This is a genomic window from Bradyrhizobium sp. AT1, from assembly GCF_001590795.1.
In the GTDB taxonomy this organism is placed as follows: domain Bacteria; phylum Pseudomonadota; class Alphaproteobacteria; order Rhizobiales; family Xanthobacteraceae; genus Bradyrhizobium.
Genome location: NZ_JXDL01000001.1, coordinates 5,106,554 through 5,123,174 on the forward strand (window position 1 = coordinate 5,106,554; position 16,621 = coordinate 5,123,174).

Annotated in this window: 14 protein-coding genes; 5 read left to right on the top strand and 9 right to left on the bottom strand. The window is 66.3% G+C overall.

Going from position 1 to position 16,621, the window contains the following annotated elements; genetic code table 11:
* Window positions 1-138 precede the first annotated feature (138 nt).
* Entirely contained in the window at window positions 139-1,035 is an 897-nt protein-coding gene (locus tag SE92_RS23730) for a methylated-DNA--[protein]-cysteine S-methyltransferase (protein ID WP_063198813.1), read from the bottom strand.
* A 54-nt stretch (window positions 1,036-1,089) separates the two neighbouring features.
* Entirely contained in the window at window positions 1,090-1,620 is a 531-nt protein-coding gene (locus SE92_RS23735) for a DUF2244 domain-containing protein (protein WP_063198814.1), read from the bottom strand.
* A gap of 22 nt (window positions 1,621-1,642) precedes the next feature.
* Between SE92_RS23735 and nth the strand changes: the two genes are divergently transcribed.
* The 3 genes from nth to SE92_RS23750 all read left to right on the top strand — a co-directional run bounded on the left by nth (window position 1,643) and on the right by SE92_RS23750 (window position 5,243).
* Window positions 1,643-2,425, top strand: coding sequence for an endonuclease III (gene nth, locus SE92_RS23740; RefSeq protein WP_063198816.1), 783 nt, complete (start codon window positions 1,643-1,645; stop codon window positions 2,423-2,425).
* Window positions 2,426-2,506: 81 nt separating this feature from the next.
* Window positions 2,507-3,628: an HlyD family secretion protein gene (locus tag SE92_RS23745; RefSeq protein WP_063198817.1), complete on the top strand. Its 1,122-nt coding sequence runs from the start codon at window positions 2,507-2,509 to the stop codon at window positions 3,626-3,628.
* The gene (locus tag SE92_RS23750) at window positions 3,615-5,243 is read left to right on the top strand and encodes an MFS transporter (RefSeq protein WP_063198819.1); all 1,629 of its coding nucleotides are present in this window, start codon (window positions 3,615-3,617) and stop codon (window positions 5,241-5,243) included. Before SE92_RS23745 ends, SE92_RS23750 begins: the two co-directional genes overlap by 14 nt.
* A gap of 6 nt (window positions 5,244-5,249) precedes the next feature.
* Here the strand turns inward: SE92_RS23750 and SE92_RS23755 are convergent, their stop codons facing one another.
* The 3 genes from SE92_RS23755 to SE92_RS23765 all read right to left on the bottom strand — a co-directional run bounded on the left by SE92_RS23755 (window position 5,250) and on the right by SE92_RS23765 (window position 9,252).
* The gene (locus SE92_RS23755; protein WP_063198821.1) at window positions 5,250-5,990 is read right to left on the bottom strand and encodes a sulfate transporter family protein; all 741 of its coding nucleotides are present in this window, start codon (window positions 5,988-5,990) and stop codon (window positions 5,250-5,252) included.
* 233 nt (window positions 5,991-6,223) lie between these two features.
* A complete protein-coding gene (nikR, locus tag SE92_RS23760) occupies window positions 6,224-6,670 on the bottom strand; it encodes a nickel-responsive transcriptional regulator NikR (protein ID WP_063198822.1) in 447 nt (148 codons plus the stop codon).
* Between the two features lie 131 nt (window positions 6,671-6,801).
* Window positions 6,802-9,252 (bottom strand): heavy metal translocating P-type ATPase, encoded by a 2,451-nt coding sequence (locus tag SE92_RS23765; protein ID WP_063198824.1) that lies wholly within the window; start codon window positions 9,250-9,252, stop codon window positions 6,802-6,804.
* Window positions 9,253-9,314: 62 nt separating this feature from the next.
* Here SE92_RS23765 and SE92_RS23770 point away from each other — a divergent pair, with 62 nt between their 5' ends.
* On the top strand, window positions 9,315-9,590 hold the full coding sequence (locus SE92_RS23770; RefSeq protein ID WP_063198826.1) for a metal-sensitive transcriptional regulator: 276 nt from the start codon (window positions 9,315-9,317) through the stop codon (window positions 9,588-9,590).
* A 208-nt stretch (window positions 9,591-9,798) separates the two neighbouring features.
* On the opposite strand, the gene SE92_RS23775 is transcribed toward SE92_RS23770, so the two are convergent.
* Entirely contained in the window at window positions 9,799-10,773 is a 975-nt protein-coding gene (locus SE92_RS23775; RefSeq protein WP_063198828.1) for a YiiX/YebB-like N1pC/P60 family cysteine hydrolase, read from the bottom strand.
* A 192-nt stretch (window positions 10,774-10,965) separates the two neighbouring features.
* Here SE92_RS23775 and SE92_RS23780 point away from each other — a divergent pair, with 192 nt between their 5' ends.
* On the top strand, window positions 10,966-12,354 hold the full coding sequence (locus SE92_RS23780; RefSeq protein ID WP_063198830.1) for a flavin monoamine oxidase family protein: 1,389 nt from the start codon (window positions 10,966-10,968) through the stop codon (window positions 12,352-12,354).
* A gap of 161 nt (window positions 12,355-12,515) precedes the next feature.
* On the opposite strand, the gene SE92_RS23785 is transcribed toward SE92_RS23780, so the two are convergent.
* The 3 genes from SE92_RS23785 to pheS all read right to left on the bottom strand — a co-directional run.
* The gene (locus tag SE92_RS23785) at window positions 12,516-13,286 is read right to left on the bottom strand and encodes a sulfite exporter TauE/SafE family protein (protein WP_063198832.1); all 771 of its coding nucleotides are present in this window, start codon (window positions 13,284-13,286) and stop codon (window positions 12,516-12,518) included.
* Window positions 13,283-15,691 (bottom strand): phenylalanine--tRNA ligase subunit beta, encoded by a 2,409-nt coding sequence (gene pheT / locus SE92_RS23790; protein ID WP_063198833.1) that lies wholly within the window; start codon window positions 15,689-15,691, stop codon window positions 13,283-13,285. Before pheT ends, SE92_RS23785 begins: the two co-directional genes overlap by 4 nt.
* On the bottom strand, window positions 15,688-16,621 hold a 934-nt coding region (gene pheS, locus SE92_RS23795), incomplete at its 5' end, for a phenylalanine--tRNA ligase subunit alpha (RefSeq protein WP_063198835.1). The genes pheT and pheS, both read right to left, overlap by 4 nt.

Genomic DNA, 16,621 nt, shown 5'->3' on the forward strand with positions numbered 1-16,621 from the left:
CTTGCGGGGAGAGGCCGGAATTCGCGCGTAGCGCGCATTCCGGGTGAGGGGAACTCTCCGCGACTCTGACTGTCACCGTCCCTGCGGAGACTCCCCCTCACCCCGACCCTCTCCCCGCAAGCGGGGCGAGGGGGAAGATCACTGCATCCCCAGCTGCCCGGCTTCCCAGCCCAGCATCGCCTGCTTCCGGGTGATGCCCCAGTGATAGCCCGTCAGCGTGCCACTCTTGCCGAGCGCGCGGTGGCAGGGCACGACGAACGAGACCGGGTTCTTGCCGACCGCCGCGCCGACGGCGCGTGAGGCCTTCGGGCTGTTGATGTTGCAGGCGATGTCGGAATAGGACACCGCGCGGCCCATCGGGATCTTCAGCAGCGTTTCCCACACCCGCACCTCGAAATCGGTGCCGATCATCACCACGCGCAGCGGCTGGTCCGGTCGCCAGAGTTTCGTGTCGAAGATGCGCGCGGCGAGCGGTGCGGTGCCTTCGTGGTCCTCGACATAGGTGGCGTTCGGCCAGCGCCGCGTCATGTCGGCGAGCGCGATCTTCTCTTCGCCGTGGTCGGCGAAGGCGAGGCCGGACAGGCCACGGTCGGTCGCGATCACGATTGCCGTGCCGAACGGCGAGGAATGAAAGCCGTAGCGCAAGGTGAGGCCGGCGCCGCCGTTCTTCCATTCGCCCGGCGACATCGCTTCATGCGTGACGAAGAGATCGTGCAGCCGGCCCGGGCCGGACAGGCCGGAGTCCAGTGCCGCGTCGAGGATGCTCGCGGAATCCCGCAGCAGGCCCTTGGCGTGATCGAGCGTCAGGGCCTGCATGAAGGCCTTCGGCGTGATCGAGGCCCAGCGGCGGAACAAATGGTGCAGCTCATCCGGCGTGACCCCGGCCGCATCCGCCATCGCCTCGATGGTCGGCTGTGCGCGCCAGTTCTCCGAAATGAAAGCGATAGCCCGGCGCACCGAATCATAGTCGCGCAGCGCGGCGTTCTGGGGGCCCGGCTTGGTCAGGCGCTGGTCATGTATGGCGAGTGTCATCATGACCGGAAATGTAGGGGAGGGCAGAGTGCGAAACCACCCGATTTCCGACCAACATCAGCTGATCGGGTTGTAGGTCGGGCCACGCTTGGCGGCGTTGAGCGCCTCGACCAAGCCTTTGTAAAAACTTGCTTTTTCTTCCGGTCCCAAAAACCTTGCGATCTGGATCTGGCGGCCGCGCGAGATCAGGTAGAGATGCTCGATGCCAAAATCCTCGTCGACCTCCATGTCGAGCCGGACCCAGAGCGGATTGAAGGTCCATTCGGCGACCTGGCCGCGATGGCTGATCCGCCGCACGCGCAATTCGGAAGTCGTGACCGTGATCTCCTCCCGCGCCCGAGCGGTGCGGAAATTGGCCTTGAAGGCCCACCACACCACCAGCACGTCGAGGCCGAAGAAGCCGAGCACCGGCCAGGCGCCCTTCAACAGGAAGGCGAGACCGGTGGCAAAGCTCACCACGCTCAGGAACAGCATCACGGCGAGGAAGCCGGTGCGGTTCAGCGAGCGGTGCGGCGTCAGCAGCGCGGAGAAGATCTGCACCTCGCGCTGATCGGGGTCGCCGCGCTCAATTTCGTTGCCTGTGCTCATCGTCCCTCAGTATATCCCGATCATGGCGAAAATCACCCGCAAGCCGGCGCCGCGCAAAGCGCCAGTGCCGAACAAGAAGGCAAAGGCGGCCGTCGCGAAGCCCAAGCCTGCCAAGACCAAGCCCGCGAAGACATCGGTGCCTGCCGGGAAATCGCTAAAGGCGACAAGACCCTGGACGCCCGCCGAGGTCCACGAAGCCTTCAGCCGCTTCCGCAAAGCCAACCCGGAGCCGAAAGGCGAACTCGAGCACGTCAATCCGTTCACGCTGCTGGTTGCCGTGGTGCTGTCGGCGCAGGCAACCGATGCCGGCGTCAACAAGGCGACGCGCGCGCTGTTCGAGGTGGCCGACACGCCGCAGAAGATGCTCGATCTCGGCGAGGAGCGCTTGCGCGACTACATCAAGACCATCGGGCTCTACCGCACCAAGGCGAAAAACGTGATCGCGCTGTCGGCCAAGATGCTCAGTGAATTCGGCGGCGAGGTGCCGCGCACGCGCGCCGAGATCGAGTCGTTGCCCGGCGCCGGCCGCAAGACCGCGAACGTCGTGCTCAACATGGCCTTCGGCGAGCACACCATGGCGGTCGACACGCATGTCTTCCGCGTCGGCAACCGCACGGGACTTGCGCCCGGCAAGACGCCGCTGGAGGTCGAGCTTGGTCTCGAAAAGGTGATCCCGGCCGAGTTCATGCTGCACGCCCATCATTGGCTGATCTTGCACGGCCGCTATACTTGTCTCGCCCGCACGCCGCGCTGTGAGGTCTGCCTGATCAACGATCTCTGCCGGTGGCCGGAGAAGACGGTGTAACGGGATTCAGCCATTCGGGGTCTGGTCCTTCGGACGATCCCGGAATGCCGGTGGTGAAAGCGAAGCGTTTTGGGGTCATCCGTGAGTCAACAAGAGCAAGTGTCACCGCCACCCGCTGCGTCACCAAAGCCAACACAGCGGCCGGCCGCTTCGCTGTGGAGCCGGCTCGCGATCCCGCTGTTCGCCGTGATCGCCGCGCTCGCCTTCGTCGTGCTGGCGACGCTGCGCTTCGACGAATGGGTCGGCAATGCGGCGATCCAGACCACCAATGACGCCTATGTGCGCGCCGAGCTGACCCGGTTGTCCAGCCGCGTCTCGGGCGAAGTGCTGACCGTCGCCGTGACCGACTTCCAGCGCGTCAAGGCCGGTGATCTCCTGATCCAGATCGATCCCGCCGACTACGAGGCGCAAGTGGCTCAGGCCGAAGCTGCGGTCGCCGCCGCGCAGGCTACTCTCGACAATCTGGCCAACCAGATCGAGCTGCAATATGCGACGATCGCGCAGGCGCAGGCCGCGCGGCTCTCTGCCGAAGCCATGGAGGTCGAGGCGCGGCAGGAGCAGGAGCGCCAGCAATCGCTGTCGCAAACCGAATCCGGCACGCGTCAGCGGTTCGAGCAGGCGGTCGCCGCTTACGCCAAAGCGCAGGCCGACGTGCGCGCGAGCCGCGCCGTGATCGCCGCCCAGCAGCACCAGCTCGAGGTCCTGCAAGGCACGCGGAAGCAGCGCGCCGCCGACGTCGATGCGGCCAAGGCAACGCTGGCGGGCGCCAGGCTCAAGCTCGGCTATACCAAAATCTCGGCGCCGTTCGACGGCGTCGTCGGCGAGCGCCAGGTGCAGCCCGGCGACTACGTCAATATCGGCACTAACCTCATCAATGTGGTGCCGCTGCCGAAGGTCTATGTGATCGCGAACTACAAGGAGACCCAGCTCACCCACGTGGCTCCGGGTCAGCCGGTCGAGATCACCGTCGACAGTTTCCCGCGCGAGACGCTGCGCGGCAGGGTCGAGCGCATCGCGCCGGCGACGGGCGCGCAGGTGGCGCTGCTACCGCCTGACAACGCCACCGGCAATTTCACCAAGGTGGTGCAGCGCATTCCCGTGCGCATTCAGCTCGACGACGGCCAGCCGCTGCTGGCGCGCCTGGTGCCGGGCATGTCGGTCGTCACCCGCATCGACACCAGAGCCGGCAATGGCGGAAAATGACGACGGCGATCGCGGACCGGTCTCGCGCGGCGGCGTCGCGCCGCAGCCGCTGTTTGCCGTCGCGGCCGTGTTGCTCGGCTCGTTCCTCGCCAATTTCGACAGCCGGCTGACCACGGTCGGCCTGCCGGATCTGCGCGGCGCATTCTCGCTCTCGTTCGACGAGGGCGCCTGGCTCTCCACCGCCGGCATCGGCTCCCAGATCTTCATCGCGCCTGCAGTGGCCTGGCTTGCCACCGTGTTCGGACTGCGCCGTGTGCTCGGCATTCCGAGCCTTGCTTATGCCGCGGTATCGCTGATCATCCCGTTCGTGCACGATTATACGACACTGCTCGTGCTCAGCGTCGTGCATGGCCTGCTGCTCGGCACCTTCGTGCCGGCGACGCTGATGATCGTGTTCCGCAATCTGCCGATCCGCTGGTGGCTGCCGGCGATCTCGATCTATGCGATCCGCGTCGGCTTCGCGCTGGACAGCTCGACCTCGCTGGTCGGCTTCTATGTCGATCATCTCGGCTGGCAATGGCTGTACTGGCAGGGCGTGGTGATCGCGCCGCTGATGGGCCTGATGGTTTATTGGGGCACGCCGAACGAGCCGGTGAACCGCGCGCTGCTGCGCGAGGCCGATTGGGGCGGCATGCTGCTGCTCGGCGCCTCCGTCGCGATGATCTATGCCGGGCTCGACCAGGGCAACCGGCTGGACTGGCTCGGCTCGGGCACGGTGATGGCGCTGCTCGTCAGCGGGGCGGTGCTGTTTGCGGCCTTCCTGGTCAACGAGTCGCTGGTCCGGCAGCCCTGGGCGCATGTCAACGTGCTGTTCTCGCGCAACATCGGATTGGGGCTGGTCCTGATCCTGCTCTACACGCTTGCCAGCCTCTCCAACGCCTCGCTGGTGCCGAACTTCCTCGCCACGGTCGGCCAGCTCAGGCCCGAGCAGAGCGGCATGCTGCTGCTGACCTATGGCGCCTTGCCGATGTTCGTGCTGGTGCCGGTCTCGATCTGGCTGCTCAGGCATTTCGACACGCGGACCGTGGTGGTCGCCGGATTTGCCTGCTTCGCTGCCGCCAATCTCTGGGGCACGCAGCTCACTCATGCCTGGGCGCGCGAGGATTTCGCAGGGATCGTGCTGCTCCAGGCGATCGGTCAGTCACTGACCTTGCTGCCGCTCATCATCACGCTGCTGTCCAACTCCGATCCCAGCCGCGCCACGTCGTTCGCCGCCTATATCCAGATCATGCGGCTCGGCGGCGCCGAGATCGGCGTGGCGCTGATGGGGACGTGGCTGCGCGTGCGCGAGCAGGTCCATTCGTTCTATCTCGGTCAGAACCTCGGCGTCGGCGATATCGAGGTGACGCAGAGATTGAAGCAGCTCGCCGATCAATTCGCCGCCCATGGCACGGGATCGGCGCAGCCGCGCGCCGTCGGCACGCTCGCGGGCATCGTGCAGCGCGAGGCCAATGTGCTCGCCTATATCGACGGTTTCTGGCTGTGCTTCTGGCTCGCCGTGGCTGCTCTCGGCGTCGTCGCACTGATCACCCGCGCGCCCCCAGGCCCGTTCACGCCGGCGCCGTTCGGCTTCGCCAAGACGGTGCTGCGCAAATGCGGCGTGCAGGTGACGTAGAGCGCATCACCGCATCTGCCGCGCCGGCTCGATCAGCTCCGGCCGCGGGCCCGACAGCCGCTTGTGCATGTGGACCATGAAGGCCATGGCGAAGATCGGCGTCGCCAGATTGACGATCGGGATCGAAACGAAGGCGGCGATGAAAAGGCCGGCGGTGAAGATGATCGCGGCGTTGTCGCGCCGCATCGCCTTGGCTTCCTCCGGTGAGCGGAAGCGCATCGCCGCAAGCTCGAAATATTCACGGCCGAGCAGCCAGGCGGTGGCGAGGAAGAAGATCAGGAAGCCTGCGCCGGCGAACAGCACCAGCGGCAGCGCGATCAGATAGACCAGAATGGTCAGGAGCGCGGTCTTGACGCCCTCGTAGATCGCCTGGCTGATCGGCAGCGCAACGCCCGGCCGTTCGGCGGGGTAGTGTTCGCGCTCGACGATGTCGGCGACGTCATCAACGAACAGGCTCGCCACCAGCGAAGTGATCGCCGGCATCAGAAACACGGCCCCGAACACGACGCCAAGTCCCGCCGCGATCGAGACGATCCAGGCCAGGACCTCGAGCGATGTGTGCCAGCCGGGACCGAGCAGTCCCTCAAGCCAGACCTCGCCATAGGTCGCAAACCAGCTCAGCAGCCGCTGCAAGCCGATCGCCAGCACGATGATCAGCACCAGCGCGAGCCCGATCGATCGCCACAGGATCGAGCGCATCGGCGGCGAGATCATTTGTGACAGCGCCTTGATGGCGGCATCCAGCATGGGGGACCCTCTGAGGTGAACACTGCGCGAGACGTAGATACCCATTGTGGCTTCGGCAAGGGAGGGGGTCCACGCTGGCATGCGGCGTAAAAGTCTCGTGTCCCGGACGCAGCGCGGCATGCAATGACGCGCTGCAGAGCCGGGACCCAGGAGCTTGACGCGAGATGGGCCCCGGCTCTGCAGCGCACCGCTGAAGTGCGCGCTGCGCTGCGTCCGGGGCACGCAACTCTCAACTAGTCGTGCCGATGCCCGTGCTTCCGTCCCTTCGCCGGCTTGCCTTCCCCTGTCGGGATCATTACCACCCGGCCATAGCGCACGCCGCGTTCGGCGATGATGTGGTCGGCAAAATGCTTGACCTCGTCGGCGGACCCCTTCAGCGCCGTCATCTCCATGCAATTGTTGTCGTCGAGATGGACGTGCAGGGTCGCCAGCGCGAGGTCGTGATGGCCGTGGAATTCCTGCACCAGCCGTTTCGACAGATCGCGGGCGGCGTGGTCGTAGACATAGACGAGGCCGGCGACGCACGGGCCGGTCTGCGCGGTGTCCTCGGTGCTCTGCTGCAGGCCGGCGCGGGCGAGATCGCGGATGATCTCGGAGCGGTTCTGATAGCCTCGCGCTTCCGCCGCCGCATCGATCTCCGCCAAGAGATCGTCCTCGATCGTGATCGTAATTCGCTGCATCAGGTCCTCTCCGCGTCCCGCCTATATCCGTGAACCGTAGCCCGGATGGAGCGAAGCGCAATCCGGGGCAGTCTCGATTTGTTGGCAGAACCCGGATTTCGCTTGCGCTCCATCCGGGCTACGCAGGGTCCCTACAGCCGCGTCGCCCGCAGGCGCAGCGCATTGCCGACCACGCTCACCGAGGACAGCGCCATCGCCGCCGCCGCGATGATCGGCGAGAGCAGCAGGCCGAAGGCAGGATAGAGGATGCCGGCCGCGATCGGAATGCCGGCGGCGTTGTAGATGAAGGCGAAGAACAGGTTTTGCCGGATGTTGCTCATCGTGGCCTGCGACAGCTTTCGCGCGCGGACGATGCCGATGAGATCGCCCTTGAGCAGGGTCACGCCGGCGCTCTCCATCGCCACGTCCGTGCCGGTGCCCATGGCGATGCCGACTTCGGCGGCGGCCAGCGCCGGCGCGTCGTTGACGCCGTCGCCGGCCATCGCGACGATGCGGCCGGCCTTTTGCAGCTTGGTCACCACCGCGCTCTTCTGGTCCGGCAGCACCTCGGCCTCAACCTCGGCGATGCCGAGCCGGCGCGCCACTGCTTCCGCCGTGGTGCGGTTGTCGCCGGTCAGCATGATCACCTTGATGCCTTCGGCAGACAACGCCTTGAGCGCCTCCGGCGTCGAGGCCTTGACCGGATCGGCGATCGCGAACAGTCCGGCCAGCCGGCCGTCGACGGCCATGTTGATGACGGTGGCGCCGTCCTGGCGCAGCCGTTCGGCTTCAGCGTCGAGCGCTGTCGTGTCGATTCCGATCGACGACAGGTATCTGGCATTGCCGAGCGCGATGGTCTTGCCGTCGACCTTGCCGGTGGCGCCCTTGCCGGTCGGCGAATCGAAGTGCTCGACCTGGCCGAGGGCAAGCTGCTTCTCCTTGGCTGCGCGCACGATCGCGTCGGCCAAGGGATGCTCGCTGGCGCGCTCGACGCTGGCCGCCATGCGGAGGATGTCATCTTCCGCAAAGCCCGCCGCCGGCACGATCGCGACCACCTTGGGCTTGCCCTCGGTCAGCGTTCCCGTCTTGTCGACCACCAGCGTGTCGATCTTCTCCATCCGCTCCAGCGCCTCGGCGTTCTTGATCAGCACGCCGCCTTGCGCGCCGCGGCCGACGCCGACCATGATCGACATCGGGGTCGCTAGGCCCAGCGCGCAGGGGCAGGCGATGATCAGCACGCTGACGGCGGCGACGAGACCGAAGGCCAGCCGCGGCTCCGGTCCGAACCAGGCCCAGGCGCCGAAAGCGGCGAGGGCGACGACGATCACGGCGGGCACGAACCAGCCGGCGACCTGATCGGCCAGACGCTGGATCGGTGCGCGTGAGCGCTGCGCGTCCGCGACCATCTGCACGATCTGCGACAGCAGCGTCTCGCGGCCGACCTTCTCGGCGCGCATGATGAAGCTGCCCGACTGGTTCAGCGTGCCGGCAATGACCTTTGCGCCGGTCTCCTTGGTCACAGGCATGGATTCGCCGGTGACCAGGGACTCGTCGAGCGAGGAACGGCCTTCCAGTATGATTCCGTCGACCGGTACCTTCTCGCCGGGGCGAACGCGCAAGCTGTCGCCGGCATGGAGCGTGTCGATCTCGACCTCATGCTCGCCGCCATCGGCGTCGACGCGGCGGGCGGTCTTTGGCGCCAGCTGCAACAGCGCTTTGATCGCGCCCGAGGTCGCATCACGGGCACGCAGCTCCAACACCTGGCCGAGCAGCACCAGCACGGTGATGACCGCCGCCGCCTCGAAATACACCGCGACCGCGCCTTCATGGCCACGGAAATTGGCAGGGAAGATCTGAGGCGCGAGCGTGCCGGCAAGGCTGTAGACATAGGCAACGCCGGTGCCCATCGCGATCAGCGTGAACATGTTGAGGTTGCGCGTCAGCAGCGACTGCCAGCCGCGGACGAAGAACGGCCAGCCGGCCCACAACACCACGGGCGTGGCGAACACGAGCTGGATCCAGTTCGACAGCGTCGCATCGATCCAGTTGTGGGGACCCGCGAGATGGCCGCCCATCTCCAGCACCACCGCCGGCAGCGCCAGCGCGCCGCCGATCCAGAACCGCCGCGTCATGTCGGCGAGCTCAGGGTTGGGTCCGCTCTCCAGGCTCGCGACTTCCGGCTCCAGCGCCATGCCGCAGATCGGGCAGCTGCCGGGTCCGACCTGGCGGATCTCGGGGTGCATCGGGCAGGTGTAGATCGTGCCGGCGGGCATCTCCGGCGCGGGCGCCTTGTCCTCGGCCAGATATTTCGCGGGATCAGCGGCGAACTTGGTGCGGCAGCCGGCCGAGCAGAAATGGAAGGTTTCGCCGTGATGGTCAAACCGGTGCTTCGAGGTCGCGGGATCGACGCTCATGCCGCAGACGGGGTCCTTGACCTCAGTCAAGGCGCCACCGTGGGCATGGGTGTGATGATGGGCATGGCCGGAATGATCGCCGTGGCCGCCGCAGCACGCGGAGGTCGCGGGCTTCGCCGCCGGCGCGGCAGCCTTGCTCGAGCAACCGCATCCGGAATGCTTGTCCGCGTCGTGCTCGTTGTTGTTCATTGTCCTGCTCCGGCCTTGCCTGTGGTCTTGTAACCTATACCCGGTAGGGGTATATAGACCCCATGCGCAAAGACATCAAGGCATCTGTCGGAAAACGCCTGGGCCGGATCGAGGGTCAGGTTCGCGGGCTCTCGAAAATGGTAGAGGAAGACCGCTACTGCATCGACATCGTGACGCAGATCTCGGCGGTGCGCGCCGCGCTGCGCCGGGTCGAGGAGGAAGTCCTGAAGGATCACGTCGCCCATTGCGTCGAGCACGCCATCGCCAGCGGCGACAAGGCCGATCAGCGCGCGAAGATCGCGGAGTTGATGGCGGTGATCGGACGGGCGGAGCGGTAGGGCCCCGCCGTCATTGCTTCGTCGCTGCGCTCTCGCGATGACTGTTAGTGAGACGCGAGACCCTACGCCACCTCAAGTGTCGTCCCTGCGAACGCAGGGACCCATAACCCCAGGACGGGGTTTGGCGAAGACTCGTCGATCGATACGCACCACCCGCAATCGATAGATCACGCGGTATGGGTCCCTGCGTTCGCAGGGACGACAGCTATTACGCCGCTCTCTCTCGCGCGCGACCACGCCGACGCGGGCGGTACATCGCCAGCTTCTTCAGCAGCGGGACATGTGCGGGGAGGCTTTCGCCCACCGCAGGCGGTGGGCTCACTTGCTGAGCCGGAATCTCATCCGGCGCCTCTTGGTCAACCGCTTCAGGAACGAGCGGCGGCGCACTGAGCGTTTCTGGAAACACACTGAATGTGCCCGCTACCTCCTCGAGCGGCTTCTGCTTGTCGGCCCAGTGCAGGGCGGTGTAGTCGAAGCCGTGCACGATGGTGGGTTTGACGACTTCGAAATAGGGCGAGATGTCGAAGTCGCGGGGCATGTAGAGCGAGGAATCGCGGATGTGCAGGATCTCGCGCCGGGCGGCGCGGCTGCCGGCCTTGGTGATCTTCGGCAGGATCGGGTAGCGCACGGCGTCGAACGCCTGTGCGATCAGCGCCGAGCAGATGATCTTGGTCGGATCGCCCGAGCCAAGCGCGATCATGCGGCGCCGCCAGCGCTGCGGAACCGGCAGCGGAAACAGGAAGCGCATGAGGTCGACGATGTTCTTGGTGTCGTAGCCGAAGCCGATGCGGTTGATCGCATAGCGGCAGACCGTGGTGCGGTCCTCGTAGGACAGCCCGACCGGGCGGCAGACGCGGGTGTGATAGGGGAAATATTTCGACAGCGGCGCCGAGGTGACGCCCTCGCCGATATTGGCCTCGATCAGCACATGCGGCTCACCGTCCGCCTCTTCCGCGCCCTCGATCGGACCCACATAGAGCGCCGCATGCGACCAGGTCGACTGCGTCAGGTATTTGATGATGCCGGAGATGCGGTTGTTGCCCTCGACCAGCAGCACGTCGCCGGGCTCGATGACGCCGCGCAGGTGCTCCGGATCGCTCGGCGTGAACGGCTCGTAGCCCGGCACCTCCTTGGAGAGGTACGCGGCAATCAGCTTGCCGACAGAATCTAGGACCGTCCCCATTTCAAACTCCCCCCACGGCCTTTTCCGACCGTCTTTTTCCCTTCTCTATCATGGTCTAAACCTGTTGCAATTCGGTTCATCACTCCGTGACATCAAGCACGATTGATTCACCATGATGGTTGCCGTGCAACATCAGATGCGGCAAGGTTCGCTGACTGTTCCCGTTCGCCGCAAGTCCTCGGAAACCATGACATGACAATCACGCGCCGCGGTTTCCTTGTCGCGTCGGCGGGCCTTGCGGCAATGCCGGTCCTGCGCGCAACCGCCGCGCCGCTGCCGCGTGAGGCCGACATCGTCGTGATCGGTGCGGGGGCCGCGGGAATCGCCGCAGCGCGGCGCATCACCGCGACGGGCCGCAAGGTCGTCGTAGTGGAAGCGGCCTCGCAAATCGGCGGCCGCTGTATCACAGACAGCACGACCTTCGAGGTGCCGTTCGACCGCGGTGCGCGCTGGATGCACAATCCCGACACCAATCCGATGATCCGGCTGGCACGCAGCGTCGGGCTCGACGTGCTGCCGGCGCCATCGGGCCAGAAGATGCGCATCGGCCGCCGCAACGCCCGTGCGGGCGAGACCGAGCAATTCCTGGCGGCGCTGGTGCGCGCCAACCGCGCCATCGATGATGCCTCGCGGGCCAAACTGGATACGTCTTGCGCGTCCGTGCTGCCGAAGGATCTCGGCGATTGGGCGGGCGCGGCCGAGTTCATGCTGGGCGCGGGCTTTGCCGGCAAGGACCTGAAGGAGCTGTCCGCGATCGACAAGGGACGCGCGCAGGACCGCAACGCGGCGATCGCCTGCCGTCAGGGCCTGGGCACGCTGATCACCAAGCTCGGCGAGCAGGCGCCGGTGGCGCTGTCGACGCCGGCGAGCCGTATCGGTTGGAGCAATCGCGACGTCAGCGTGGAGACGCCAGCGGGGAAGATCGCCGCGCGCGCCGTCATCGTCACGGTCTCGACCAACGTGCTGACATCGGGCGCGATCAAGTTCACGCCCGACATCCCCAAACGCACGCTGGATGCGGCCTCGAAGCTCGGCCTCGGCAGCTACGATCGCATCGTGCTGCAACTGCCGGGCAACCCGCTCGGCCTGTCGCGCGACGACATCCTCATCGAGCAGAGCAATTCGACGCGCACGGCGCTGATGTTCGCCAATATTGGCGGCTCCTCGCTCTGCTCAATCGACGTCGGCGGCTCATTCGGCCGCGATCTCTCCGAGCAGGGCGAGACGGCGATGGCTGCGTTCGCCAAGGAATGGATCACGAAATTGTTCGGCAGCGAGGCCGCCTCCGCCGTGCAGAAGACCAGCGCCACGCGCTGGAATGCCTCGCCTTTCGTGATGGGCGCCATGTCGGCGGCCTCCCCCGGCGGCCAACTCTCGCGAAAGATTTTGACCGAGCCGATCGGCAATGTGTTCCTCGCGGGCGAGGCCACCCATGAGACGCTGTGGGGCACCGTCGACGGCGCCTGGGAAAGCGGCGAGCGCGCCGCGGACGCCGCCTTGCGCAAGATCGGTGCGCTGAAGGACGAGCCGGCCGACGTGCCGACGCAGTCGACGAAGAAGCGCCGCGCACCGCGGCAGTAGGTTGATCAAGCCCGCTACAAACTTCGCTGTCGTCCCTGCGAACGCAGGGACCCATAACCACAGGACGTGGTTTTGCGAAGACTCGGAGTTGTCAGCTTCGCGCTACAAGCACTGACCGGGGTAATGGGTCCCCGCGTTCGCGGGGACGACGGCGGAGTCTATTACCGCAACACCCCGTCCAGCACCGGCAGTCCAAAAATCACCGCCAACGCAATCAGTCCGTAGCAAATCCCGCGAAACACCTTCTCGCTCGCGCGCCCGAACAGCGAGGCGCCGAACGCGACGCCGATCGCATAGACCGGCCCGACGATCAGCGACAGCAGCAGCGATTCGCGCGAGATCAACCCCGTGGTCGCGTAGCTGACCATCGAAAAGAAATCAGACGCGCCGAAGAACAGCACGATGTTGGCGCGCGCGACGACCGGCGCAATGGGGCGGCCGAGCCAATAGCCGACGATCGGCGGGCCGCCGGTCTGCGCCAAGCCGCTGCAGAAACCCGAGAGGCCGCCAATGCCGACCGAGAGCCAGGCATGGTCCTTGCCGCGATAGCGCCAGCCCGACAGCAGCAGGAGCAGGAGCGCCGCGACGAAGCAGGAGATGATCCAGCGCGTGGTGACGGGCTCGAGCACGCTGAGGAAATAGGTGCCGACGGGAACGCCGACCAGCGCGCCCAGCACGATCACGGCGGTGGCCTTGCGGTCGGCCTTCCGCCAAGCGTCGGGCAGCAGCGGCGCGGCGGCGACGAAGTCGATGACGAGCAGCAGAGCCGCGACCAGCCGCGGCGCCGCGATGCTGCTCGCCAGCGGCATGAAGATCAGCGCCGAGCCGAAGCCGGAGAAGCCGCGCGCGGTACCTGAAACGAACGCGACGGCGCAGAGCGCCATCGCGATGCTGAGGCTGACGTCCTTCGGAAGGAAGTCCGCAATACTCATCCCCGCAGCGTGCCGCCGGTCTTCTTCGTGACCTCGGCGACGATCTTCGCCGCGACGGCGTCGATCTCCTGATCGGTCAGGGTCTTCTCGCGCGGCTGGAGCGTCACCGCGACCGCGATCGACTTCTTGCCGTCGTCGATGCCCTTGCCCTCGTAGACGTCGAAGACGTTGACGGACGTGATCAGCTTCTTGTCGACGCCCTGCGCGGCACGGACGATGTCGGCCGCCTTGACGCTGCGATCGACGATGAAGGCGAAGTCGCGTGACACCGGCTGGAACGACGACAGCTCGATCACGGGCTTGGCGCGTGTCGGCTTCTTCTTCGCCTCGGGAATACGGTCGAGGATCACCTCGAACACCAGCAGCGGGCCGTCGGCGCCGAGCGCCTCGAGCGCGCGCGGGTGAACCTCGCCGAAATAGCCGAGCACGTTCTGCGGACCGATCTGGATCGTGCCGGAACGACCCGGGTGCAGCCATTTCGGGCCGCCCGCGACGATCTGCAGCGCCTGCATCGGCGCGCCGGCGGCAGCCAGCACCGCCAGCGCATCGGCCTTGGCGTCGAATACATCGGGTTGCGCCGAGCCGGTCCAGTGCCGCCCCAGGCCTTCCGAGGAGGCAAAGCCGCGGCGCACGCCGCTTGCCGCCATGAACTGGTCCTGCGGGCGATCACCCCTGAAGACCTGGCCGACTTCGAATAGCGCGACATCGCTTACGCCGCGATTGGCGTTGGCTTGTGCGGCCGCGATCAGGCCCGCGAGCAAGGTCGGGCGCATGTCGGAGAGGTCAGACGCGATCGGGTTGGCGACTTCGAGCTCGCGCTGGCCGCCGCCGAACAGCTCGGCTGCGCTCTTCGTGATGAACGACCATGTCACCGCTTCGATGATGCCGCGGCTCGCCAGCGCCCGCCGGGCGCGGCGGATGCGGAGCTGAAGCGGCGTCAGCACCGGCTTGCGTGCGTCGTCACCGCGCTCGAACGGCGTCATCGGCACCTTGTCGACGCCGAAGATGCGGACGATCTCCTCGACGATGTCGGCCTTGCCGTGCACGTCCGAGCGCCACGAGGGCACCGCGACCTTCACGACCGGGCCCGGGCCCGCCATCATGAAACCGAGATGGGTCAGGATGCGCTTCATCTCGGTTTGCGGCACCTCGATGCCGGAGAGACGCTTGACTTCGGTGGTGGGGAAATCGATCACGCGATCGTCGCCGAAGGATTTGCCGACCACGACGTTCTCGGACGCCGTGCCGCCGCACATCTCCATCACGAGCTTGGTCGCAAGCTCAAGCCCGGGCACCATGAAAGCCGGATCGACGCCGCGCTCGAAGCGGTAGCGCGCATCGGAATTGATGCCGAGCTTGCGGCCGGTCTGGGCGATGTTGATCTCGTTCCACAGCGCCGATTCGATCAGCACATCGGTGGTGGTCTCGTCGCAGCCCGAGGCCTCGCCGCCCATGATGCCGGCGAGCGATTCGACGCCATGCTCGTCCGCGATCACGCAGGTCGCGGGATCGAGATTATAGGTGCGGCCGTCGAGCGCCAGCAGCGTCTCGCCGTCGCGCGCGCGGCGCACGACGAGATTGCCCGTCACCTTCTTGGCGTCGAACACGTGCAGCGGGCGCGCGCGGTCGTAGGTCATGAAGTTGGTGATGTCGACCAGCGCGTTGATCGGGCGCAGCCCGATCGCGGTGAGCCGCTTCTGCAGCCATTCCGGTGACGGACCGTTCTTGACACCGCGCACGAGGCGAAGCGCGAAGCCCGGACAGAGCGCGGCGTCCTCGACCGTGACCTTCACCGGGCACGGGAACTCGCCCTTGATCGGCTTGATGGTCGGATCCTTGAACTTGCCCATGTCGGCGGCGGCGAGATCGCGCGCGATGCCGTGCACGCCGGTGCAATCCTGCCGGTTCGGCGTCAGGTTGATCTCCACCACGGGATCGCCGAGCGCGGCCCATTCGGCGTATCCAGCGCCGATCGGCGCATCCGCCGGCAATTCCATGATGCCGTCATGGTCGTTGGAGATCTGCAGCTCGGCCGCCGAGCATAGCATGCCGCGGCTCTCGACGCCGCGGATCGTGCCGACACCGAGCGTGATGTCCTTGCCGGGGATGTAGGTGCCGGGCGGCGAGAACACGCTGACGAGGCCCGCGCGCGCATTCGGCGCGCCGCACACCACCTGCACCGGCGCGCCACCGTCACCGGTGTCGACCATGCAGACGCGCAGCCGGTCCGCATTCGGATGCTGCTCCGCCGAGATCACCTTCGCGATGGTGAAGGGCTTCAGCACCTTCGCCTTGTCCTCGATGTTCTCGACCTCGAGCCCGATCATGGTGAGCTTCTCGGCCAGCTTGTCGAGCGGCTCGTCGGTATCGAGATGGTCTTTCAGCCAGGAGAGGGTGAATTTCACGAGCTCAGCCCTCCGGCAAGCGTTGGTACTTCGAGCGGCTTGAAGCCGTAATGGCTCAGCCAGCGGACGTCGCTGTCGAACAGCTGGCGCAGGTCGGCGATGCCGTATTTCAACATGGCGATGCGGTCGATGCCCATGCCCCAGGCGAAGCCCTGGTACTCGTCGGGATCGATGCCGCAGGCGCGCAGCACGTTCGGATGCACCATGCCGCAGCCGAGAATCTCGAGCCAGTCCTCGCCCTCGCCGAAGCGGATCTCGCCCTTGTCGCGGCGGCACTGGATGTCGACTTCGAGCGACGGCTCCGTGAACGGGAAGAACGACGGGCGGAAGCGCATGTTGATGTGGTCGACCTCGAAGAACGCCTTGCAGAACTCGTGCAGGATCCATTTGAGGTGGCCGAGATGCGAATGCTTGTCGATGACGAGGCCTTCGACCTGGTGGAATTGCGGCGTGTGGGTCGCGTCCGAATCGATGCGGTAGGTGCGCCCCGGGCAGATCACGCGGATCGGCGGCTTCTGGCTCAGCATGGTGCGCACCTGCACCGGCGAGGTGTGGGTCCGCAGCAGCATGCGCGAGCCGTCCTCCTTCGGATGGAAGAAGAACGTGTCGTGCATCTCGCGCGCGGGATGGCCTTCCGGGAAGTTCAGCTTGGTGAAGTTGTAATCGTCGGTCTCGATGTCGGGGCCTTCCGCCACCGAGAATCCCATGTCGGCGAAGATCGTGGTCAGCTCGTCCCAGACCTGGCTCAGCGGATGGATGCGGCCGGCTTCAGCCGGCGCATCGCGCAGCGGCAGCGTGACGTCGACGGTCTCGGACGCCAGCCGCGCATCGAGCGCCGCCGATTTCAGCACCTCGCGCTTTGCTGCGAGCGCCTGGGTGACCTCATCCTTGGCCTGATTGATCGCCGCGCCCTGCGTTTTGCGCTCGTCG

Bases quoted from the DNA above. Each gene is read 5' to 3' on its own strand.
- SE92_RS23755 (WP_063198821.1), bottom strand. From the start codon at position 5,990: ATGCTGGATGCCGCCATCAAGGCGCTGTCACAAATGATCTCGCCGCCG.
- nth (WP_063198816.1), top strand. From the start codon at position 1,643: ATGGCGAAAATCACCCGCAAGCCGGCGCCGCGCAAAGCGCCAGTGCCG.
- SE92_RS23775 (WP_063198828.1), bottom strand. From the start codon at position 10,773: ATGGGGACGGTCCTAGATTCTGTCGGCAAGCTGATTGCCGCGTACCTC.
- SE92_RS23785 (WP_063198832.1), bottom strand. From the start codon at position 13,286: ATGAGTATTGCGGACTTCCTTCCGAAGGACGTCAGCCTCAGCATCGCG.
- SE92_RS23780 (WP_063198830.1), top strand. From the start codon at position 10,966: ATGACAATCACGCGCCGCGGTTTCCTTGTCGCGTCGGCGGGCCTTGCG.
- SE92_RS23735 (WP_063198814.1), bottom strand. From the start codon at position 1,620: ATGAGCACAGGCAACGAAATTGAGCGCGGCGACCCCGATCAGCGCGAG.
- SE92_RS23730 (WP_063198813.1), bottom strand. From the start codon at position 1,035: ATGATGACACTCGCCATACATGACCAGCGCCTGACCAAGCCGGGCCCC.
- nikR (WP_063198822.1), bottom strand. From the start codon at position 6,670: ATGCAGCGAATTACGATCACGATCGAGGACGATCTCTTGGCGGAGATC.
- SE92_RS23765 (WP_063198824.1), bottom strand. From the start codon at position 9,252: ATGAACAACAACGAGCACGACGCGGACAAGCATTCCGGATGCGGTTGC.
- SE92_RS23750 (WP_063198819.1), top strand. From the start codon at position 3,615: ATGGCGGAAAATGACGACGGCGATCGCGGACCGGTCTCGCGCGGCGGC.
- SE92_RS23770 (WP_063198826.1), top strand. From the start codon at position 9,315: ATGCGCAAAGACATCAAGGCATCTGTCGGAAAACGCCTGGGCCGGATC.